This window comes from Clostridium merdae (assembly GCF_900176635.1).
GTDB lineage: Bacteria > Bacillota > Clostridia > Oscillospirales > Acutalibacteraceae > Faecalispora > Faecalispora merdae.
This window is the reverse complement of record NZ_FXLN01000004.1, coordinates 455,855-476,942: the sequence shown is the minus strand read 5'-3', so window position 1 is coordinate 476,942 and position 21,088 is coordinate 455,855. Positions and strand designations below refer to the sequence as shown.

Here is a 21,088-nt window from a genome sequence, read left to right as displayed (position 1 = left end):
CTAAGGCTCTTTTTGCAAATGAAATGAGACATAGAAAATCATCAGATAAATCGTTGCGCTGTATAAGGATTCTCCTGATATATCTGCTGGGACAAACGAATAAACTCTCGCATTGCCTTGCTAATATATCGATTCTTTTTATGCGCAATATAAATGTGGCGGCAAACATTTGGAGCTTGCACCTTATATAAATAGGCTCCCGGCTCACCAGAAGTACGTTTGATTACGGTATCTGACACAAATGCCATACCAATCTGCTGCTTGACCAAATTATATGAGGTCATGAGCTGATCCAAATACAAGGTACGCTTGGGTGTAAAGTGATATTGCTCGAATAAACCATTGGCAAATGTGTTCATATTATGCCCTTTGTGAAGCAGTAAGAACGTGAAATCACGAAAGATAATGGGATTTACAGGCTTACAATCCGGGTTTTTATAGGCATCCTCGCATACGTCACGCGCGGTCATACGGTATTCTGTTAAATGGCGATTAATTTCATATTGCTCTGGCACGGCAAGTAGTATTTGCTCCTCTCTTAGCGGGTAGCTTCGAAAAAGCTTGTCGTCAAATGAGCTACTGTCTATCACCAGGTCCACTTCCGAATCCAATAGCTTTTGCTGAAGCTCCGGTGTGCTTGCCTCATTTACCTGAAGCTGAATACCTGGATACAGGCTGTCGAATCTTGATATGAGAGGTGCCATAAAATAGGATGCGAAAAACTGCGGAGCCGCCAACATGAGCGTTCCGGTTTTCATATCTGTATAATCCTGCAAATAAGACTCCAAGTTTTTTTGAAGTTCCAGTATCTGCCGAGTCGTTTCTATATAAACCTTCCCTGCATCGGTTAATTGAACTGGAGTGGTGCTTCTGTCAAAAATAGTGATACCAATATCCTGCTCCAGTTTTTTAATCGTTGCACTCAAAGAAGGCTGCGATATGTACAAATTCTTTGCTGCACGGGAAAAACTTCCCTCTTTATAAATTTCATAAACGTACTTCAAAGTCTGGAACATGGCATTCTCCCTGCATTATAAATAGATTCATATAATTTCTATTATATTATATGTATTTGATTATATTATCTCTTTCTGGTATTGTCAATATAGAAGAATTCAAGAAACTTTTGTGAATGGTAACGAAACAGAAAAAGTGCCGATACAGGGAAAATGAATTCTCATAAACTAGCTTACGAGTTCTCCTTAACAATAGAAATTTGGTGAAAAACGCGCTTTGACTGGCCGCCCATGCCATGTCAAAGCGCGTTTTTTTGCTGCTATTTATTGTTGGTTGTTTCTTTGAGATGCTTTTATGTTATTTCTGGTTTTACGCAGCTCTGCTAAATTAGCAGCGAGCGCATCATCCGTTCTTTTCATTAAATCGTCAATGTAGTCATTTGAGGCGCGGCGCATCTCACGAAACTTCGCCTGGCTTTGGCTAATCAGCTCGTTCGATTTTTGTTGTGCCTGCCGCACGATTTCATCCTGATTTACAAGAGTTCTGGCGCGCTCTTCCGCAATGCGAACAATGCTTTCTGCCTCGCGCTTAGCATCACTGATAATTTGGTTACGGTCAGCTACTATTGATTTTGCCTGACGAAGCTCTTGTGGGAGATTATCGCGGATTTCATCGAGTATCACCTTTACCGCCTCACCATCCAGCACAGCTTTGCCACCGGTAAGCGGAAAATTCCACGCTTTATCTACCATGTCGTAGAGCTCATCCAATAAATTCTCTACATTCATCGTTTTTTGCCTCCTGTATAAAGACGTTGCGTAATGTCATCCAAAATACACTCTGGCACAAAATTTGAAATATCCCCATCAAAAGTGGCTACCTGTTTTACAATACTTGAGCTAAGGTACATATTTTCTGCTCGGGTAGTTAAAAACAGCGTCTCCAAATTTGGGTTCAGCTTTTTGTTGGTCAGAGCCATTTGAAATTCATATTCAAAGTCTGACAAAGCTCGCAGACCCTTTACTATAGCGGTAGCATTGCAAATTTTAGCATAATCAGCAAGAAGGCCTTCAAAACCGACAATCTCGATGTCTGTCATACCTACTGTTGCACGCTTGAGCATATCAATACGCTCTTCTACGGTAAAGCTTGTGTGCTTATTGGGGTTAACCAATACAGCAACAATCAAATGGTCAAATATTTTACGAGCACGATTAATAATATCCAAATGCCCAAAGGTAACCGGGTCAAAGCTACCCGGACAAATTGCAATTTTCATAACGATGTCACGTCCTTATGCCGATACACGGTCAGCAAAATTTTTCCGTAGCGGTAAGAACGCACCTTCATAAATTCACCAGCGGTAAGAGGGAGTTCTTCATCACTTGGGTGTTCACAAATAATCGTTCCGCCATGGTTCATAACGGCTGCTGTATAAGGCAGCGCTTGCTCAATTAGCCCAGTACGGTAAGGCGGGTCTAAAAAAGCAATATCAAACGGCTCCGGGTTACGAGACAAAAAAGAAATGGAATCCGAGTTCACTAGCTTTGCCTGCTTTAAAAACCCAGTGGCTTCAATGTTTTTCTCAATTACGCCAACGGAGTCGCGTGAACTGTCTACAAACACAGCCTCTCGTGCCCCTCGGCTGAGTGCCTCCAAGCCAAGCTGGCCAGAGCCTGCAAACAAATCGAGTACACGGCGGCCCTCCAAATCAAACTGAATAATATTAAAAAGGGCTTCCTTCACCCGGTCGGGTGTAGGGCGAACGCGTTCTCCTTCCAGAGATTGCAACCTTTTGCCGCGTGCAGAACCTGTAATAATTCGCATATAAAAACCGGACCTTTCCCAACTCTTGTTAAATTTATTATCCCATTATTTGTGCATACTGTCAACCGCTATCTTTTTCTCCCGAATTAGGGTGAAAATAATCGTATATGGTTTGAGCAGCAGGGCGTGTCATCCCTTTTACGCCGCACAGCTGCTCTAAATCTGCCTCTCGTATGGCTGTGATGGTACGAAAATGTCGCAGCAGCGCTCTTGCTCTGGCATCTCCAACACCGGGAATCGTAGTAAGCGTACTGGAGATGGTATTCTTCTTACGCATTTGGCGGTGGTACCCAATGGCAAAGCGGTGAACCTCATCCTGAATGATAGAGACCAGTGTAAAAGCACTGCGCGTGGAGTGAATGGAAATTTCGCCGCCGTCCTTTGCAATGGCACGCGTGCGGTGCTTGTCATCCTTTACCATACCAAAAAGAGGAATCTCTAATCCGTATTGCTGTAAAATAGGACGAACAGCAGATACATGACCTTTACCGCCATCAAGCAAAATTAAATCCGGCAGGCGGCCGAAGCCTTCTCCACTTTCCTTGTGCTGGTAGTATTCCCCCAAACGGCGGCTGATTACTTCTCGCATCGCACCATAATCGTCTTGCCCTTCAAAGCTTTTAATTTGAAAACGGCGGTAGGCAGACTTTAACGGCCTTCCATTTTCAAACACCACCATACCGGCTACGTTATCGCCTCCTGCGAGGTTTGAAATATCGTAGGACTCAATATACTGTGGTGGGTTTTCCAGCCCTAGAAGGCGTGCTAGCTCATCGAGCGCAGAAGCTTCCCTGCCGGTTCGTCCGGTTTGCTGTGCCAGTTGTTCCGCTGCGTTGCTACGGCACATCTCTACAAGCTGTGCCTGCTCCCCTTTTTGAGGAATTGTAATTTTCACTTTACGAGAAGCCTTATTCGTTAACCATTCTTCTAATAATGTAGCATCCTCTACCGGGCCATCCAGCGTAAGGCGAGGTGGAATCTGTTCACGCATGGAATAATACCGCTCTATAAACTCACCGCGTGCCTGCTTCAGGTTCCCAATCTCCCCCAAGAGGAAGGTTTCGCGGTCTACTAAATTACCACCGCGAAAGCGAAATACCTGTACACATGCACTACCCGGACCTTGTGCCAGCGCAATTACGTCCTGCTCCGGAACACGAATGGAAACCACCTTTTGCCGTTCCCGCATTTTTTGAATGGCATTCATACGGTCACGTATTCGAGCAGCGTATTCAAACTCTAAGTTTTCTGCCGCTTGCTCCATTTTTTCCGTCAGTCGTTTCATCGATTCCGTACTGCCACCGCGTAGAAAATCCACCGCCTCTGAAACAGCTTCCTGGTATTCTTCTGCTTTCATCCGGCCGCGGCAAGGGGCGCTGCACTGCTTAATATAGTAATTCAGGCATGGCCTGCCCTTGCCTATATCCTGCGGAAAGCGTCGGTTACAGGAGGGGAGGCGAAAGATTTTGAGAGCCTCGTCCACTGCCTGTTTTACAGACCACGAGCTCACATATGGGCCAATGTACTCCGCACCATCATCCGCAATCTGTTTGGCTTCGGATATTTTTGGCCACTCACCCTTACTGATACGAATGTAATGGTAGCCTTTGTCATCCTTAAGCAAAATATTATATTTCGGTGTGTATTGCTTTATCAGGCTGCACTCCAACACAAGTGCTTCAAACTCACTGTCGGTAAGGATGTATTCAAAATCCTGCACGTTAGAAACCATACGGCGAACCTTGTCGTCATGGTTTTTTTCAGAACCAAAATATTGGCTAACCCGGTTTTTCAGCGCTTTTGCTTTCCCAACATAAATGATGGTTCCGCTCTTGTCGCGCATAAGGTATACTCCCGGTGTGAGCGGCAGGCGCATTGCTTTCTTTCGTAATTCTTTCTTATGGTCTTCCATGCTTTCTCCCCCCTTACGCTTAGAGCTTTCAAATAATAAAAAAGCACCGCCAAAGCGGTGCCTTGAATTGCCTAGAAATCGCCGGAATCAGCCTTTCATGCAAATCTTATTTACACTGGCCGCGACACCAAGCCGTTCATAATAAAAACAGGTACTTACTCCGCAAAGCCGGATTTCACCAAAGCAACCAGGCTGTCAACAGCGTCCTGCTCATCGGAACCGTCAGCAATAATGCGAATATCGGTACCGCCAACAATACCAAGGGACAATACTCCCAAAAGGCTCTTTGCATTCACACGGCGCTCTTCTTTTTCCACCCAAATAGATGACTTAAACTCATTGGCTTTTTGAATAAAAAAAGTAGCCGGACGAGCATGCAGCCCTACCTGATTCTGAACTAATACTTCTTTCACGCACATTCAAAATTCACTCCTAGCATCAAAATGTAGCTTCTAACCCGAAAAAACATCCCACATCACAATAATATACAAACTGACATTATTCTTTAAGTCATAGTCATTATATCACAATAGAAAGCGCCGTCAAGAAAGGAAGGCTAATTTTGGATTGATGCCCTATACGTTGTTTCGGACAGGCAATCCCTTTGTATAGTTTGCCCCCAATGTTGAAAACTTTTGTACCCTCTACCATCATTGCACCGAATAATCTATATTATGCGTTCTATTTTGATTCGTTCGAGGAAGATTCCCTCTCTTTTTCACAAAGCGAGGCAAGGTACCGTTTGTCCTTTTCATCCAATTCAGCCGTTTCGAGCATATCGGGACGATTTTTCCAAGTTCGAAGCAAAGATTGCTCTCTTCGCCATTTGTCGATATTAGCATGGTGCCCGGAAAGCAGCACCTCTGGCACCTGCATTCCGCGCCAATTCGCAGGGCGGGTATAATGCGGATACTCCAACAGACCACTAAAATGGCTTTCTTCTTCAAAACAGACATCATCTGAAAGTACACCGGGAATCAAACGACTCACACCGTCTGCTAAAATTAAAGCCGGCAGCTCACCGCCAGTAAGAACATAATCCCCCGCAGAAATTTGTTCATCCACATAGCGGTCAATAATTCTTTCGTCTATTCCTTCATAGTGGCCGCACAAAATGGCGAGATTCTCATGTTCCGCCAATTCATTCATCTTCTTCTGTGTCAAAACAGTCCCCTGCGGCGACATATAGACGATATGAGGCTTCTTACCTAGGTGACGCACCAAGTCGTCAATACACTCTGCAATGGGCTCTGCCATTAACAGCATACCCATTCCACCGCCAAACGGGCAATCGTCCACACGGGAATGCTTGTCGTAAGCGTAATCTCGAATTTGATGGCAGCAAACCTGCAAAGCCCCTTTTTTTCGGGCTCTGCCTACAATGCTTTCTGCCATTACCGTTTCGCACATATCTGGAAAAAGCGTAAACAGATCAATCCTCATCGTCAAATATCCCCTTGATTGGCCTGATTTTCATAACCCCTGCTTCGGGGTTACGCTCCAGAACCACCTGCGGAATCGAAGGCAGAAGATACGTTTTCCCATCCAGTGCAGTTATTTCATATACATCGTTTGCCCCAGTTTTCAGAATATCTGTCAGCTTACCGTATTCCTTACCCGAATCGTAATCCAGAACCGTTAACCCGATCATATCCTGCACAAACCAAGTACCCTCTGGCAACTTAACATCAGCACGGCGCAAGTATAAAACTCGCCCGCGCATCGAGTCACCCTGTGTAGCAGAGGTTACACCTTCCAAATACGCCAGAAGCAGCCGCTTATGCACACGGCTGGAAAGTACCTGAACTGAGGAAGCTCCGTTTGAGTCCCAGTACAAAGTGTGAAATTTCGATAAAAAATCGGCAGAATCACACCAAGGCTCTATGCGTAGTTCTCCCTTTACCCCGTGCGTACCAACGATTCTTCCCGCTTCTAAAAATGGCTGCAGCATTCCCTTCCTCCTCATTGCCTATCTTCATTCTCATGTTGCAGCATTGCCCGCCAAGTGCGCAGAAATACACCGCAACGCTATTTTAAGAGCGAATAACCCGCTCATTTATTCCATGGTTAAAACAAGACTGCAACAAAGCCAGCACTCCTTACGGAACAAGCTATGTTACAGTCTTGGTTCATTAGTCGATCTCGACAGAAACTTTGCCATTTGTGCGGGTTGCTGCGGCACGCATTACCACGCGAATCGCTTTGGCAATACGCCCTTGCTTACCAATTACCCGACCCATGTCATCCTCAGCTACATGCAGGTGGTAAACTACAGTGCCATCTTCAGACGGCTCGTCCACCTGAACGGTAACCGCTTCGGGATGCTCAACGAGCCCCTGAGCAATTGTAACCAGTAATTTCTCCATCGGTAGATCTCCTCCGATCTTTTAAATCACTCCGTGCTTCTTGAACAGATCTTTCACAGTATCAGTGGGCTGAGCGCCGTTGGAAATCCACTTCTTTGCCTTTTCTGCGTCAACCTTCACAACAGAGGGCTCTTCCATGGGATTGTAGTAGCCAATCTCCTCAATGAAGCGGCCATCACGAGGGAAGCGGGAATCCGCTACCACAATACGATAAAAGGGAGCTTTCTTAGCGCCCATTCTGCGCAATCTAATCTTAACTGCCATACAAAACAACCTCCAAAATATAATTCATAAATTTAATATATGTGATTCACTTGAAAGGATTACATAGCGACTCTCACTTTAAAAAGCTGGTGATTTCTATTATTTTGAATAAAGAGAAATCTCCATTTTCAATGCGCGTCAATTTAAAGCGAATAAGCTACGCCCTTTTTGAATGAAATCCCGAATTGAAAAGCCTAGAACGGCATGCCGCCCGGCCCGGGCATTCCCGGCATCCCCGGCATTCCGGGGAACTTCTTCTTTTTCTTAAAGCCCTTTACCTGCTTCATCATTTTTTGCATTTGTTCAAACTGCTTGAGCAGGCGGTTTACATCCTCCACCTTCATTCCACAGCCAGCAGCAATACGCCGTTTGCGAGAAGGGTTGATTACCGAGGGGTTCTCCCTCTCAGCTAGAGTCATTGAAAGAATGATAGCCGCGGAACGATCCATAATTCTTTCATCGATGTCTACATCTTTAATCTGCTTATCAATACCCGGCAGCTTCGATAAAACGGATTTTAGAGGACCCATTTTCTTCATTTGATTGAACTGGTCAAGCAAATCGTTCAGGTCCATCTTGTTCTGCATCATCTTGCGGGCGGTTTGCTCTGCCGTCTTTTTATCAATGTTCTGCTGAACATCTTCAATTAAAGTAAGCACGTCGCCCATTCCCAAAATACGGGATGCCATGCGGTCGGGGTGGAACACTTCCAAATCGGTTAACTTTTCACCAATACCCGCATATTTAATAGGCTTACCGGTCACTGCACGAACTGAAAGTGCCGCACCGCCACGGGTATCACCGTCGAGCTTTGTAAGAATCACACCGGAAATGTCTAATAAATCGTCAAACGTTTTTGCAACGTTAACGGCTTCCTGACCGGTCATGGAATCGACCACCAAAAGGATTTCCTGCGGCTGCAAATCACCTTTGAGCTCTTTGAGCTCATTCATCAGCTCTTCATCAATTTGCAAACGACCGGCGGTATCCAAAATAAGAATGTCGTTACCGTAATCTCTGGCATGGCGTACTGCCGCACGGCAAACCTCAATCGGCTTTGTGCTGCCCTGCTCAAACACAGGAACACCCGCCTGAGAACCAACCACCTGAAGCTGCTTAATTGCAGCTGGTCGGTAAATGTCGCACGCTACCAGCATAGGGCGGCGCCCCTGCTTTTTCAGCATAGCGGCAAGCTTACCTGCGTGGGTTGTTTTACCGGCGCCCTGAAGGCCACACAGCATTACAATCGTAGGCGGCTTTGAAGCTTCGTTCAGGCGTGCCTGCTGCCCACCCATCAGCTCAGTTAATTCTTCGTCTACAATCTTAACAACCATCTGTGCCGGGGTAAGGCTTTCCATTACCTGCGTGCCAATGGCACGTTCGGTTACTTTATTGGTAAAATCTTTTGCAACCTTATAATTAACGTCGGCTTCCAGCAATGCGAGGCGTACCTCACGCATGGCTAATTTGACGTCGGCTTCGGTCAGCTTACCCTTAGATTTTAAGTTTTTAAAGGCGGTGCCGAGCTTTTCCGCCAATCCTTCAAATGCCAATGCTGTTCAAATCCTTTCGTCTACTCTTCACATAGTCGCCGAACAATGTCTTCAATTAAGGCTACATCCTGCTGAACGTCCTGCGAAAAGAGAGATTGTGAATTATAAATACGAATTCGCTCGGTCGCTTCCCGAATTTGCTCCAGCCCTTCCCGCATTTCGCGAAAACGGCGCGCAAGACCCAAGCGCTCCTCCATCTCCAACAATTGTGCTTCTGCACGTTTAATGGAGTCGCGCACCCCTTGCCGGGTGATGCCTTCGTTATCTGCTATTTCTGCAAGCGACAAATCGTCGTTGTAATAATACTCGATTACACAGCGCTGCTTATCGGTGAGCATATCGCCGTAAAAATCCAGCAAAAGAGATATTTCTAGATTTTTTGCCATATCGCACCCTCATTCGCTGTAAAGTTCGGTTGCTTTCTGTAAAGTGAAAACCTTTACAGTTGTGAATTATACAGGAATCACGTCGAAAAGTCAAGTGTTTTTCAGCCGATTCCGTTCTTTTTTAAATAATCCAAGAGCTTGTCTTCAAGTTCATTGACATCAATATCTCCTGATACATTTTTGCCGAGCCAGTCTTTTACATAATCTCTCACTTTATTCCCTGCGTCAGACAGCGTAGTGGTTGCCTGAAATAAAATTCCATTTTCCTGCACTTGAAACATTCCTAGTGTGAACCCCGTTTTTACTGCTTTTTCAGAGTGCAAAAATGGTTTTATATCCACTAAAATCACATTATCTTTTCGAGTTATTCCGGTAGGCAGCTCTTTTCCAAATAATTGATTGAGAGCAAACTTTGGTGATACACTCATCTTACCAAGGCGAACCTGCTGAACCTCCACACGCAGTTGTTCCTCTGCGGGGTCATACACGACTTTAGACCGTGAAGTAACTCCCAGATTCTTACCGTTCCAAGTAACGGGTGTGTAGGCGGTTACGGTATTCTCTTTGGGGAATGTAAGGTAAATTTGATTTGGCTGGTATTCTGCCTTTCCCATAAAGCTTTGCACATCCTGTAAATGGTAAGCTGCAAAAGCATTGATTTCGGATTCTGAAAACTTTACAGGCTCACTGGTAAGCATTGCTTTTGCGGCGGTCCGCAAAATATCTTGCGATGGTGCTGGGTTGTACTTGCCGGCAAGGTCATCCGTAAGCATCAACTTATAAGGAATTGCAACTGCCAGCCCAAGAACTACCACGGCACCAATGGCTACCAGCCCCCAGCGAGGAATCGGCATACGCATATCAGACAGCTCCTTTCAAAACAGAAAAATGGGTCAATGTGTTTTGCGGCAGACAGACCAAGCCCTGCAAAGACTGCAATTACCGAATGATAAATTGCAGTCTTAGATGGAATTGTGTCAAGCGCAATGACTCATTAACCCAAAGCTGCCAAAAAACAGCCTACTTTAGCTCTACAATAGTTACACCGGATTCCCCTTCACCAAAAACGCCCAAACGGTACGTTCTCACACAGGAGTGTCGGCGTAAATGCTGCTGCACTGCTGTGCGCAGCACCCCGGTACCCTTACCGTGAATAATCGTAAGCTGATGAATTCCAGAAAGCAGGGCAGAATCAATCGCGCGGTCTACACTCATAATCGCTTCGATGGAATCTTCGCCGCGCACATCTACCTCAGTCATCACCGGGGCATCCGAGCGTTTCGGCACATTACGAGTGCCGCTGCGGCGTGCCTTACGGTTCTGGGTTTTCTGCTCAATCAGACGAAGATTCTCTACGGGAACCCTTGTCTTAATGATACCAGCCTGCACGAGTACTTTTTTGTCGTCTGGTGCCGGAGTTTCAATCACAGTGCCTTCTTTATCAATATCAAATATTAACACATCGTCCCCAGCCTTAAGCGGGCGGGGCAATACATAGGCATCCGCTTCCTGCTTTTTACTTACAGGGTCAGAAGAGCTTTCCAGCTCACGCATTCCCGCTTTCATTTTAGCACGCTGCTCAGCCGACAAGCTCTTTGCACCTTGGCGCTTCATTTCTTCCAGCTCTTCGAGCATGGCATCTGCCTGTGCGCGGGTTCGTGCCACAAGCTGCGCCGCTCTTTCGCGAGCCTGCTCCATCTCTTTGGCGGCTTCCCGCTCCAAACGTTCACGGAATTCTCTGGCCTCTTGGCTGATTCGCTCTGCCTCGGTGTGCTTCTCCTGCGCCTTTCTGCGCTCTGCTTCCAGCTCTTGGCGGCTTTGCTCTAAGTTCTGAACCACATCTTCAAAGCGGCGGTTTTCACCCGAAACTAACTCGCGCGCACGGTCAACCACATCTTGATTCAGGCCAAGGCGGCTTGAGATGGCAAACGCATTCGAACGACCCGGCACACCAATTAAAAGGCGGTACGTTGGGCGGAGAGTAGCAACATCAAACTCGCAGCTACCGTTTTCTACACCTGTGGTTTGTAGTGCGTAGGCTTTGAGTTCTGCATAGTGCGTTGTAGCCGCTACTCTTGCATGCTTACTGCGAAGAGACTCCAAAATTGCCATAGCGAGCGCTGCACCCTCTACCGGGTCGGTTCCCGCTCCCAGCTCATCGAGTAAAATAAGGCTGTGTTCATCCGCATGCTCCAAGATTTGTATGATATTGGTCATATGCGCTGAAAATGTACTAAGGGATTGCTCAATACTCTGCTCGTCTCCAATGTCCGCAAGAACTTTGCGGAACACAGAAATCTCGCTGTTATCGCCTACAGGAAGCATTAGCCCGCACATCGCCATTAGCGTTAAAAGACCCAGTGTCTTGAGCGTAACGGTTTTACCGCCGGTATTCGGGCCTGTGATGACCAGTGTATCAAATGAAGTACCCAGCTCTATGTTCATTGGCACCACTATTTTAGGGTCTATAAGTGGGTGTCGTGCCTGATTTAGCAAAATTCTGCCAGTATCATTCACTTTAGGCATGCTGGCTTTCATCTTATACGCAAGTTGACCTTTCGCAAAAATAAGGTCAAGCCCTACTGCCGCCTGGTAGCTTTCAATAATCAAGTCGGCAAAGCCGCCTGTTTCGGCGGAAAGCTCGGTTAAAATCCGTTCGATTTCTGCACTTTCCCGAGACTGCAACACACGGATTTCATTATTCGCTTCCACTACACCCATCGGCTCTACAAACACGGTTGCTCCGCTAGAGGAGGTATCGTGCACTAAGCCGGGGATTTCACCGCGGCATTCTGCTTTCACTGGCACCACATAGCGCCCACCACGCATGGTAACAATGGGGTCTTGTAAGTATTTTTGGTATGCCGCGGAACGAATCATTTTATCGAGCTGCTCCCGTACACGGGAAGATGCCGCGCGAATACGGCGGCGAATAGAAGAAAGCTCTTGAGATGCACTGTCGGCAACCTCTTCTTCCGAAATAACAACCGCATTGATTTTTTCTTCCAGATATTTATTGGGCACAACCGACTCAAAGCGCCAATCGAGCGTGGTTTTCATCCCCTCACTCTTTCGCCGCCAATCCGTTATGGCACGCATTGTGCGCAGTACTCCTGAAATTCGCAGAAAATCAATCAGATTTAGCACCCCTCCCGCCTGTGCGCGGCGCAAGGGGTTCGCTACATTTTTCAATCCCCCAAAGGAGGGAGAACCGAATTTGGCCATTAATACAAAGGCATCGTCTGTTTCTTGCAGTAGGCGACGCACGGCATCCGTTGTAACGGCAGGTTCTAGAGTATTGGCTTGCTCTGCCGCTTCCTCACTGGCGGTTTGCTCCGCCAGCAGCTTTAATATTTTATTTAGTTCCACAGCGGTACTATGCCGCTGAAAGCGATATTCTTGCATGAACATTCCTTTCTTGCTGGTGCTCAAAGCATTTGTTCCTCTTGCAGCTCCACTGAAAGAGATTTTTCAAAGCAATGAAACACCCCTTTGCGAAGTAGAATTCGGCCGCAGTGTTCATATCCCAAAGTATAGTACAATTGAATTGCAGGCTCATTTTTGGGAAAGGCGTCGAGCCGGATTGCGTTATAATCCTGCCCCCGAAAATACTTTTCCGCAAATCGGGCTATCTTTTTACCACAGCCCTTTCCCTGATGCCCGGCATCCACACACAGGCGGTGGACGACACCAATCTTACCGGCATGGTATTTCCAATCCACATATCGGTACTGGGGCTCTTGTTCCTCGTTTAACACAATTGCCGCCGCTAAGCCGTCTTCATCTTCTAGTACATATAATTCCTGATTCATAACATCTTGTGTTAAAACCTGCTCATTCGGGTAAACATCATCCCATTGGTCAATCCCTTTCAAGCGCATCAGCTCAATTGAACCAAGATACAAGTTGAAAAGATTCGGTAAATCTTCCATCTGTGCTTTGCGAACATTCCAGCTTTGTTCCATAATTGACCTCCCCTCCCGGCAACGCTTTCTACATCCGGGTTATCTGATGATAAAATTCGAGTGTGGCAAACCTACGCTGTACCGTGCTGAGCAAATACTGTTCCGCAGCATCCGCTAATAAACGAATACCATCGTCTAAAAGGCGGAACGAAAACAGCTTATCAAATTCTGCATATATGGTATGGCGTAATGCCGTCATAACTCCACGCGGCAATGGTATTGCCGGCTCCTGCTGTGTTGTTTTTGAAATGCAGTCTGCACATGTGATAATACCGCTACGGGGCAGAAAATACATGGTGTCTGCTTCATAACAGCCGCAATCGTGGCAACACACAAGGTCCGGCATGTACCCGGCCAGCGCAAGCATGCGCATTTCAACCACAGCCTTAAGCTGTAGGCTTGGCCGCAATCCTTTTGCAAGAAAATGCAGAGAATTCAGCATCAAACGCAAAAAGTCCCCCGCCTCGGATTCTTCGGGAGCTAGTACGACGGCCAACTCGCAAAAATATTGGGCAAGGGACAGCCTTTCCATATCCAGGCGCAAATCAAAGAACGATTCAATTGGCCAGGCGTCGTTAATTATGTACTTATCCCGCCCTTTATAAACCGAAAGGCGGGAAAAGCTAAGCAATTGTGTGGAAGATAATTTCCGGTTTTGCAGGCGTTTGGCCTGCTGTGCAAATGCGCGGATGACTCCTTCATCGCGAGTTAATACCGTAACGAGACGGTCACTCTCACCCACGCTCTTCTCCATAAGGACTAAACCCTCGGTATTGATTTGCATACTTCTCCTCCTCGGGTTGCACTACGGCGGCCTGCTGGTTGATGGCCTGCGTAAGCCTTGCATAATGCAAATAAGCCTCTACGCTGCCGGTTTGCTGAAAAACATTCCAAGCCTGTTCTCTGTCCACAAAAAACGCCTCCCAAAAAAGAATCCCAAATAGAGTATTTGCAATTCCGTGAACAGTATGAGAGGAAAATAAAAGAACGTTCGCCATAATTTGACAAGCTTTTTATGTTTTATATGTTACTGGAATGAATTTGAATCGTAACCCAATGAGCGCAAAAGATTTTGGCGGTTACGCCAATCTTCCTTTACCTTTACCCAAAGCTGTAGGTTAATTTTGCAGTCGAAAAACCGCTCCATATCTTCTCTGGCGTACATGCCAATTTTTTTGAGCATGGAACCATTTTTACCAATGAGAATGCCCTTGTGCGTGTCGCGCTCGCAGAAAATAATAGCCTGAATATCGGTAATCCCACTGCCATCCTCACGTTCCTTCATGCTTTCTACCGCAACGGCAATTCCATGCGGTATTTCTTTGTCGGTAAGGCGCAAAATCTTTTCACGCACCATCTCTGCCGCAAGAACGCGCTCCGGCTGGTCGGTAAGGGTATCATCCGCAAAAAAATGCCCACCGGGCTGTGCCAGCTTCATTAGCTCTTGCCCTAACAGTTCCATTCCATTGCCATCTTTGGCAGATACGGGAACCACCGCTTCAAACTCAAACTTTTGAGCGAAAGCGCCGATTTGCGCCATCAGCGGAGATTTATCGCCAAGTGTGTCAATTTTATTGATTGCGAGTACCGCAGGAATACCGAGCGAACGAAACTTTTCCATTAAATCGTTATCCGCAGGGCTAATACGGGTTCCTGCTTCCGCAACAAGAAGGCATGCGTCAACACCCGCAACCGATTCGGTAACGGATTTAACCATATAATCACCAAGGCGCGTGCGTGGCTTATGCAGGCCGGGCGTGTCCAAAAACACGAGCTGCGTATCCTCTTTGGTGAGTACTCCCATAATGCGGGTACGGGTTGTCTGCGGTTTACTGCTCACAATGGCAACCTTCTGGCCAAGCAGGCGATTCAAAATAGAGGATTTTCCCACATTTGGGCGCCCCACAATTGCGATAAACGCGGTTTTTCCAGCAGTGTCCTGCATTTGATATAATTCCGTCAATAGAAAGCTCCTTTTTCAATTTCATACAATGCCGCACTTGTATTATCGTGTTATCCGCCTTCTCACTTTCACAAGAAAATAGGAAAAAGCGTTTGTGTGCATTGCTTTTCATCATCTTTTATTTTTATTGCGGTGCAGACAGTCTCGAATCCCCACCGGCCCCATTTGAATATAGAGGTAGCTTACAAACAAAGCAAGCAGCAACAATAGCATATACAAGGGCTGGTACAAAAAATAGTGCGCGATAAAAAGCAGAACTTTCGGCCGCCAGAACAGGCAAATGCCAACCCCAACCGAAAAACCGGCAAATACCAGCACAGCCCCTGCCGCCAAGTCTTTAATAATACGCACAACCGGGTGAAAGCTTGACGCCAGCATGTCAGATATTTCTTCTGCCACCGTATTAAATAGCTCTGCGCCGATTACCATTGCAAAAGTAATAAAAAGAAGCGCGTACTGTGTGCGCGTTAAATCATAAAAGAACGAAAAAGCGAACACATACAACGCCGCCACTGTATGGATCCGCATGTTACGCTCATTATTGATGCAGTATATCACGCCCCGAAAAGCATATTTCAGGCTTTTCAGAAAGCGTAGCCTTCGTTTACTCTTCATCCTCATCCAATACATAGCTGCTGGTACTTGGAAGACCCAGCTGCGTCATTACCTGCTCCTCTTTTTCGCGCATACGAACACGGTCCATTCCGCCCTGCTCATGGTCGTACCCTAGTAGGTGCAGCATGGAATGAGCACAAAGATACCCCACTTCGCGCTCTAAGCTATGGCCGTAACGGTCAGCCTGTTCCACTGCTTTTTCCATGGAGAGAACAATATCGCCCAATATTTTAGCGCCGGTATCGTGATTTTCATCGTACTCTCCGTTTTCACCCATAGGGAAGCTCAGTACATCTGTGGAAGAGTCCTTATCACGGTATTGGCGGTTGAGCTCTCGAATCTGTTCGTTATTCACAAAGGTCACGCTAATCTCTGCCGGGTGCGGGAATTGCTCCAGCCTTAAAACGGCATTACAGCAGCGGCGGATGAGCATCCGCAAACCGGTAGGAATTTTCACTTCCTTTTGTGTATTGTCAATAATGACTCTAATCTTTTCCATTCTCTATCTCCTGCTCTCTTCATTCTTTTCATAAGCTTTGATGATGTCCTGCACCAAACGGTGGCGCACCACATCCTTGTCGCTGAATCTGACCTGTGCAATGTCATCCATATTTCTCAAAATACGCATTACGTCTTTTAGTCCGGAGTGTTTGCCATCCGGCAAATCGATTTGGGTTACATCACCGGTAATGACCATTTTTGAGTTAAAGCCGAGTCGGGTCAGAAACATTTTCATCTGTTCGGGAGAGGTGTTTTGCGCCTCATCCAAAATGATGAAGCTGTCGTCAAGCGTTCTGCCGCGCATGTACGCCAGCGGCGCTACTTCAATATTGCCGCGCTCCAAATACTTCTGGTACGTTTCCGCTCCCAGCATATCAAACAGTGCGTCATACAAAGGGCGCAAATAAGGGTCTACTTTTTGCTGTAAGTCGCCGGGGAGAAAGCCCAGCTTTTCGCCAGCCTCTACCGCGGGCCGAGTCAGGATGATCCGGTTGACCTCCTGAGCGCGAAACGCCGTGACCGCCATAGCCACAGCGAGGTATGTTTTACCAGTACCGGCAGGCCCCACCCCAATTGTAATGGTGTTCTGCCGAATTTGATTGCAATAATTTTTCTGCCCAAGTGTTTTGGGCTTTACGGGCTTGCCTTTCGATGTAATACAGATGCAGTCGCCCGCGAGGGTCTCAATTTTCTCTTCACTGCCGTCGTTAATTAGCGAAATGCAGTAGCGCACATTCTGCTCACTGAGCGCTTCTCCTCTGTTAATAAGTGAAAGAAGGCTTTCAATGACACGAACCGCCTTACCTACATTTTCAGGGTCACCAGAAACCTTAATCTCTGCACCCCGCCCTATGACGCTAACCTGGTACTCTTTTTCAACCAGTTTAATATTTTCATCGAAGCTGCCAAAAAGTGCAACGGCCTGCTCCATACGGTCTATATTAATGCGTTGTTCAAACATTCTTTCACCTTTCACTATCTCTGCATATCTTGATATATTATAACATGATTCGCACCATCCGTCATCAGAATTACAATAGAATTCCTATAAAATTATTCACAAAATTTCTAAGGTTTAAACAGTATTTCTGATTCAAGGGCTATATTTTCCTCGCATTGGCAGTGCAGTGTTAAACGGTAAACTTCCCCTTCCACTTTTCCTGAAAGATTCGAGGTTAAAATCTTAACATCCTGCCATTCCTGCCGCTTCATTTCTTCTATTTTCGCCTTGGCCTGTTCTTCGGCCTGTGCCTCGGTAAGTGTAATTTCTTCTTGCGTTTGCTCAGACCATGTTTCGGTATAAACTGAGATTGGCAAATCACCCGTTTTCCCCTTAAGTGTTACACGCTGCGATTCTTTCTGGTATTCGCCTTGCGGCTGCCCCGTAAGCGAAAGCGGCAGCTCTAAGCCAAAAATTCTTACGCTTCGCCGAACAATCTGTTTGCCAGTTGGGCGGAGCAAGGTTTGCTTCATTGGTATTTCGGCTACAAGATTTTTCTCCGTTTCCGCAATTACCTTACCAGTGGAACGCATCATCCTTGTGCCCCCAACAGCGTCATCTGCAATGCCGCTGACCAGCAATTGCCCCTTTATAACAGCATCTCCAACTTTTACCTGCAATACTCCCCCGGTTACTTCAAGCTTTCGCACCTGCCCCGAGGCAGAGGCCTTTAGATTGCTCACTTTTTCTTTCGTTTCCGCTTCCGGGTGCTGAATCTGCTCTTCTAAAGCAATTTCAATATTACAGCCCTGTGTATTTACAGAGAGCCACGAAACCTCCGGGAACGCAATCATCAGTCGGCGCTGAAGCTCCTGATACTCCAGCCGGCTTTTTAGTGCGCCGGGAGAAAGCCCTAGGTTTTTTGCCTCTGCCAGTATTTTTTCACTTGGAATGCTCGTATTTCCCGTCACTTGAACGCTCCAAACATAAAGGGAGAAAACTTGCAGCGTGAGCATAAAAATAATCATTCCCGCGATCAGGCCTTTTCGAGCAGTCACGCGCTTCCATAGGAAGGGCAGTCCATGTCGTTTGCCCACTTTCAGGCGAACTCCGGCCTTTCTTGCAATTGGGCGAAGCTCCTCATACCGCCCCACTGCAATTGCCGCTGTAAAAAACTCTTCCGAGCGCCCAATGCGCCAAAGAGCTACGCCCTGACGGGCACATAAATTCAAAAAGCGCTCACAAGCGCCTTTTCTGCGCGGTCGGATTTGAAAATTGACCCAACCCAGAACCCAGCGGACGAATGAAATTGACCCCATTGTTACACCTCACGTTAAAAATTCCAAGCCTGTTAGGTACCCCTCCACTACTAAAGAGTCTGCCGTCAGGCATTTAATCTTCAGGTTCCTACCCGTAAAACGCACACTCATTTTCCCCGCTCGAACTCGAATTGAATCTTCACTGTATTCCACAACGCCGCCACAGCCCTCGAGCACTGCTTCCCGGTTCCCGCTTATCTCCATGCGAAAACCGCTCAGCAGTGAAGGCGGCGGCATACTTGGCAAGTTTTCAAGCTTTTTCTTCACAGCAACACCCCATCCCGTGATTTTTATAACGGTACAATACAAAACCCGACTGAATCTTATTCGTGATTAAAAGCTGTTCTTCACCCAATTCCAGATTTTTATGGGAGATTATTATAAACTTATGCAATTGGAGATATAAAAATCACCCGGATTCATATACATGATTTGAGGTGAAGCATATGTATTCCGGTAAAGTGTTTTCTGCGCTGTTCGCCGCCGCCTTCGGGGCGGGGCTTTTGTTTTTACCCGCGGCTTCGGCTTCCGGTGCGATTCGCGGCTTAGAGTATTGCCTGATTATTTTAGTACCTTCTCTATTTCCGTTTATGGCTCTCTCAACCTATCTTGTTAAATCCGGGATTTCCGATTCCTTGGGAAAGGTATTAGGTCCTGTAACAAAGCTGTTATTCCGCTTGCCCGGCTGTACGGCAGCCACCATACTAATGAGTATGATCGGCGGATTCCCAGTCGGCGCAAGAGGGATTGCTGCTCTGCACCAGCAGGGAAGCATTACAGATAACCAGGCAGCCAGAATGGCTTCCTTCTGCGTAAACGCGGGGCCTGCGTTTGTCATCAGTGTGGTAGGAGTAGGCCTGCTTGGCAACCCCACCGCAGGTGCAATTTTACTTTGCGCTCAGCTGGGTGGCTCTATTTTACTTGGGTTTCTCTTAAAATTCTCCGAGACAAAGGAATCCGTTTCTGTGGTACCGGCAAACAATGCAAAGCATAGTGACTCCCCTTTGATTGATTCAACGGTAGATGCAGCAAGGGGCACCATGAATTTATGTGCGTTTGTTATTTTGTTCTCTGTATTGATTGCTCTCCTGCGTGAAATAGGAACAGCCGCATTTTTAGCACAATTTCTGCTACGCCTTGGCATGCCGGCCGCCGTTTGTGGCTCTGCACTCTCCGTTATGATGGAAGTAACCAGCGGCTGCTTTGATATTGCTGCATTGGGCGGCAGCGGTATGCTGTTTGCTTTTGCAATGGGTTGGGGTGGATTTTGCGTTCATTTTCAGGTCCTATCATCACTTACAAAAATCCCATTCTCCCGCTCTATGTTTTTTGCACACCAGATGATAAAAGGTATTTTTTCTGCAATATTTGCTGTCATTTTATTTCAACTATTCCCACAAGCCGCTCCTGCTTTTCAAAATACAACCCGCGCGCTGAACGGAGAGCTTTCTGGCAGCCCTGCCGCAGCAGCGGCACTCGTTGTGCTCTGCATCGTTTTGCTGTGTTCTGTTGGTGCAGAAAGGCTAGAATTTCGTAAAAAATCATGCTATAATAACCCCACAGCATAAACAAAAAAGATACGAACCACACCCTTCCACTTTTATGTTTAAACTATTTGCTCGCTTGTTTCATACATAGTAAATGGCTACTCGCTTTCACCGGGAGTAGTCATTCGCACAGAGCTTTTCTTTAGCATGGATGGGTTAGTTAAACATGTATTTTATTACTGTCCTAATAGTTATAATTATGGATTGACTCGCAAAAAATTGGAGGAATTGGTTTTGTTAGGATTCAAGAAAAAATTATTTGGAAGTCAAATAGATACGAACTGCGAATATTGCAGTTATAATACCGGAACCGACGAAGAACCCATCTGTTCCAAAGGCCTCGAGATAAAAGAAGACGGCTCCTGCCGCCGCTTTACTTACGACCCGTTAATGCGCAATCCCCGTGCATTGCCGCCATTGCGAGAATACGACTTAGACGATTTTTCACTGTAACAAAACAGCGCCTTCCTCCGGAGCACAAAGGAGAAAGGCGCTGTTTTGTTTATATTCATTTTTTAGGAAGTGTTTCGTCCTGTTGTTTTTCAACGCTTTTTTGAATTCCCTGAAGAATTTGAATTAAAAAAGGTGGAAGCCGAACACCAGTGGCCTGAATATTCTCCATAATACTTAATAACTCATTTACCGTAAGCCATACAGCAACCAAAGAGGCAACCGCATAGCGAACCGGCATTTCTTCCATTCCCACCTGACTCCCCGCATACATTAGCAAATAATCAATTGCGACTCCTACCCCCACGAGCGACCATGTGAGTATTTTTTTAATAATACCACGAATGCTACGGTAAGAACTCACCGCTTCTTTGCGGTAAATGGAAGCCATAATCCCCGTAACATAATCCGTTAAGCTCGATAAAATTAAAAGGTAAACAGGAACCGCCAGAATACCCAGCCGGGCGGAAACTACGGCAAACATAGCTGCCATCCCGGCCTTCAATTTGTCCATTTTTTCGCC

The 21,088-nt window shown here is 46.5% G+C and carries 26 protein-coding genes; 2 read left to right on the top strand and 24 right to left on the bottom strand.

The genetic code is table 11. From position 1 onward, the window contains the following. Positions 1-41: 41 nt before the first annotated feature. The 23 genes from CAN90_RS07665 to CAN90_RS07560 form a co-directional block, all read right to left on the bottom strand. Positions 42-1,016 carry a LysR family transcriptional regulator gene (locus tag CAN90_RS07665; RefSeq protein WP_085833251.1) on the bottom strand — a complete coding sequence of 325 codons (975 nt, stop codon included), beginning with the start codon at positions 1,014-1,016 and terminating at the stop codon, positions 42-44. A gap of 264 nt (positions 1,017-1,280) precedes the next feature. After that, the gene (locus CAN90_RS07660; protein WP_085833250.1) at positions 1,281-1,745 is read right to left on the bottom strand and encodes an ATPase; all 465 of its coding nucleotides are present in this window, start codon (positions 1,743-1,745) and stop codon (positions 1,281-1,283) included. Beyond that, positions 1,742-2,236, bottom strand: a complete 495-nt coding sequence (coaD, locus tag CAN90_RS07655) for a pantetheine-phosphate adenylyltransferase (protein WP_085833249.1) — start codon at positions 2,234-2,236, stop codon at positions 1,742-1,744. The genes CAN90_RS07660 and coaD overlap by 4 nt, the downstream gene beginning before the upstream one ends. Further along, positions 2,233-2,784, bottom strand: a complete 552-nt coding sequence (gene rsmD / locus CAN90_RS07650) for a 16S rRNA (guanine(966)-N(2))-methyltransferase RsmD (protein WP_085833248.1) — start codon at positions 2,782-2,784, stop codon at positions 2,233-2,235. Before rsmD ends, coaD begins: the two co-directional genes overlap by 4 nt. 61 nt (positions 2,785-2,845) lie before the next feature. After that, positions 2,846-4,696, bottom strand: a complete 1,851-nt coding sequence (gene uvrC, locus CAN90_RS07645) for an excinuclease ABC subunit UvrC (protein ID WP_085833247.1) — start codon at positions 4,694-4,696, stop codon at positions 2,846-2,848. A 155-nt stretch (positions 4,697-4,851) separates the two neighbouring features. Further along, positions 4,852-5,115, bottom strand: a complete 264-nt coding sequence (locus CAN90_RS07640) for an HPr family phosphocarrier protein (RefSeq protein WP_009060040.1) — start codon at positions 5,113-5,115, stop codon at positions 4,852-4,854. A 262-nt stretch (positions 5,116-5,377) separates the two neighbouring features. Next, positions 5,378-6,139, bottom strand: coding sequence for a tRNA (guanosine(37)-N1)-methyltransferase TrmD (trmD, locus tag CAN90_RS07635; RefSeq protein WP_085833246.1), 762 nt, complete (start codon positions 6,137-6,139; stop codon positions 5,378-5,380). After that, positions 6,129-6,647 (bottom strand): ribosome maturation factor RimM, encoded by a 519-nt coding sequence (gene rimM, locus CAN90_RS07630; protein ID WP_085833245.1) that lies wholly within the window; start codon positions 6,645-6,647, stop codon positions 6,129-6,131. The genes trmD and rimM overlap by 11 nt, the downstream gene beginning before the upstream one ends. Before the next feature lie 181 nt (positions 6,648-6,828). Beyond that, the gene (locus tag CAN90_RS07625; RefSeq protein ID WP_085833244.1) at positions 6,829-7,062 is read right to left on the bottom strand and encodes a KH domain-containing protein; all 234 of its coding nucleotides are present in this window, start codon (positions 7,060-7,062) and stop codon (positions 6,829-6,831) included. A gap of 21 nt (positions 7,063-7,083) precedes the next feature. Next, the gene (gene rpsP, locus CAN90_RS07620; protein ID WP_009060054.1) at positions 7,084-7,326 is read right to left on the bottom strand and encodes a 30S ribosomal protein S16; all 243 of its coding nucleotides are present in this window, start codon (positions 7,324-7,326) and stop codon (positions 7,084-7,086) included. Between the two features lie 194 nt (positions 7,327-7,520). Then, the gene (gene ffh / locus CAN90_RS07615; protein ID WP_085833243.1) at positions 7,521-8,879 is read right to left on the bottom strand and encodes a signal recognition particle protein; all 1,359 of its coding nucleotides are present in this window, start codon (positions 8,877-8,879) and stop codon (positions 7,521-7,523) included. 20 nt (positions 8,880-8,899) lie between these two features. After that, positions 8,900-9,265 (bottom strand): YlxM family DNA-binding protein, encoded by a 366-nt coding sequence (ylxM, locus tag CAN90_RS07610; protein WP_085833242.1) that lies wholly within the window; start codon positions 9,263-9,265, stop codon positions 8,900-8,902. A gap of 101 nt (positions 9,266-9,366) precedes the next feature. Next, positions 9,367-10,125 (bottom strand): hypothetical protein, encoded by a 759-nt coding sequence (locus tag CAN90_RS07605; protein WP_085833241.1) that lies wholly within the window; start codon positions 10,123-10,125, stop codon positions 9,367-9,369. A 160-nt stretch (positions 10,126-10,285) separates the two neighbouring features. Further along, complete coding sequence (locus CAN90_RS07600) at positions 10,286-12,670, bottom strand: endonuclease MutS2 (RefSeq protein ID WP_423236549.1); 2,385 nt, start codon at positions 12,668-12,670, stop codon at positions 10,286-10,288. Positions 12,671-12,693: 23 nt separating this feature from the next. Continuing rightward, positions 12,694-13,230 carry a GNAT family N-acetyltransferase gene (locus CAN90_RS07595; protein WP_085833239.1) on the bottom strand — a complete coding sequence of 179 codons (537 nt, stop codon included), beginning with the start codon at positions 13,228-13,230 and terminating at the stop codon, positions 12,694-12,696. A 28-nt stretch (positions 13,231-13,258) separates the two neighbouring features. Further along, positions 13,259-14,014, bottom strand: coding sequence for a DNA repair protein RecO (recO, locus tag CAN90_RS07590; protein WP_085833238.1), 756 nt, complete (start codon positions 14,012-14,014; stop codon positions 13,259-13,261). Further along, a complete protein-coding gene (locus CAN90_RS13470; RefSeq protein ID WP_143750810.1) occupies positions 13,965-14,141 on the bottom strand; it encodes a YqzL family protein in 177 nt (58 codons plus the stop codon). The genes recO and CAN90_RS13470 overlap by 50 nt, the downstream gene beginning before the upstream one ends. Before the next feature lie 116 nt (positions 14,142-14,257). Continuing rightward, positions 14,258-15,193 (bottom strand): GTPase Era, encoded by a 936-nt coding sequence (gene era, locus CAN90_RS07585; protein ID WP_085833237.1) that lies wholly within the window; start codon positions 15,191-15,193, stop codon positions 14,258-14,260. Positions 15,194-15,304: 111 nt separating this feature from the next. Continuing rightward, complete coding sequence (locus CAN90_RS07580; RefSeq protein ID WP_242953600.1) at positions 15,305-15,721, bottom strand: diacylglycerol kinase family protein; 417 nt, start codon at positions 15,719-15,721, stop codon at positions 15,305-15,307. A gap of 76 nt (positions 15,722-15,797) precedes the next feature. After that, a complete protein-coding gene (gene ybeY / locus CAN90_RS07575) occupies positions 15,798-16,307 on the bottom strand; it encodes an rRNA maturation RNase YbeY (RefSeq protein ID WP_085833235.1) in 510 nt (169 codons plus the stop codon). Positions 16,308-16,310: 3 nt separating this feature from the next. Next, a complete protein-coding gene (locus CAN90_RS07570) occupies positions 16,311-17,270 on the bottom strand; it encodes a PhoH family protein (RefSeq protein WP_085833234.1) in 960 nt (319 codons plus the stop codon). A gap of 107 nt (positions 17,271-17,377) precedes the next feature. Continuing rightward, the gene (locus tag CAN90_RS07565) at positions 17,378-18,568 is read right to left on the bottom strand and encodes a sporulation protein YqfD (protein WP_085833233.1); all 1,191 of its coding nucleotides are present in this window, start codon (positions 18,566-18,568) and stop codon (positions 17,378-17,380) included. A gap of 9 nt (positions 18,569-18,577) precedes the next feature. Beyond that, positions 18,578-18,835, bottom strand: a complete 258-nt coding sequence (locus tag CAN90_RS07560) for a YabP/YqfC family sporulation protein (RefSeq protein WP_085833232.1) — start codon at positions 18,833-18,835, stop codon at positions 18,578-18,580. 179 nt (positions 18,836-19,014) lie between these two features. On the opposite strand from CAN90_RS07560, the gene CAN90_RS07555 reads away from it, so the two are divergent. Together CAN90_RS07555 and CAN90_RS07550 are read left to right on the top strand one after the other, a co-directional pair. Continuing rightward, positions 19,015-20,136, top strand: coding sequence for a nucleoside recognition domain-containing protein (locus tag CAN90_RS07555; RefSeq protein WP_085833231.1), 1,122 nt, complete (start codon positions 19,015-19,017; stop codon positions 20,134-20,136). Between the two features lie 213 nt (positions 20,137-20,349). Further along, a complete protein-coding gene (locus CAN90_RS07550) occupies positions 20,350-20,568 on the top strand; it encodes a hypothetical protein (protein ID WP_085833230.1) in 219 nt (72 codons plus the stop codon). Between the two features lie 55 nt (positions 20,569-20,623). Here the strand turns inward: CAN90_RS07550 and CAN90_RS07545 are convergent, their stop codons facing one another. Next, positions 20,624-21,079, bottom strand: coding sequence for a phage holin family protein (locus tag CAN90_RS07545; protein WP_085833229.1), 456 nt, complete (start codon positions 21,077-21,079; stop codon positions 20,624-20,626). Positions 21,080-21,088: the final 9 nt, after the last annotated feature.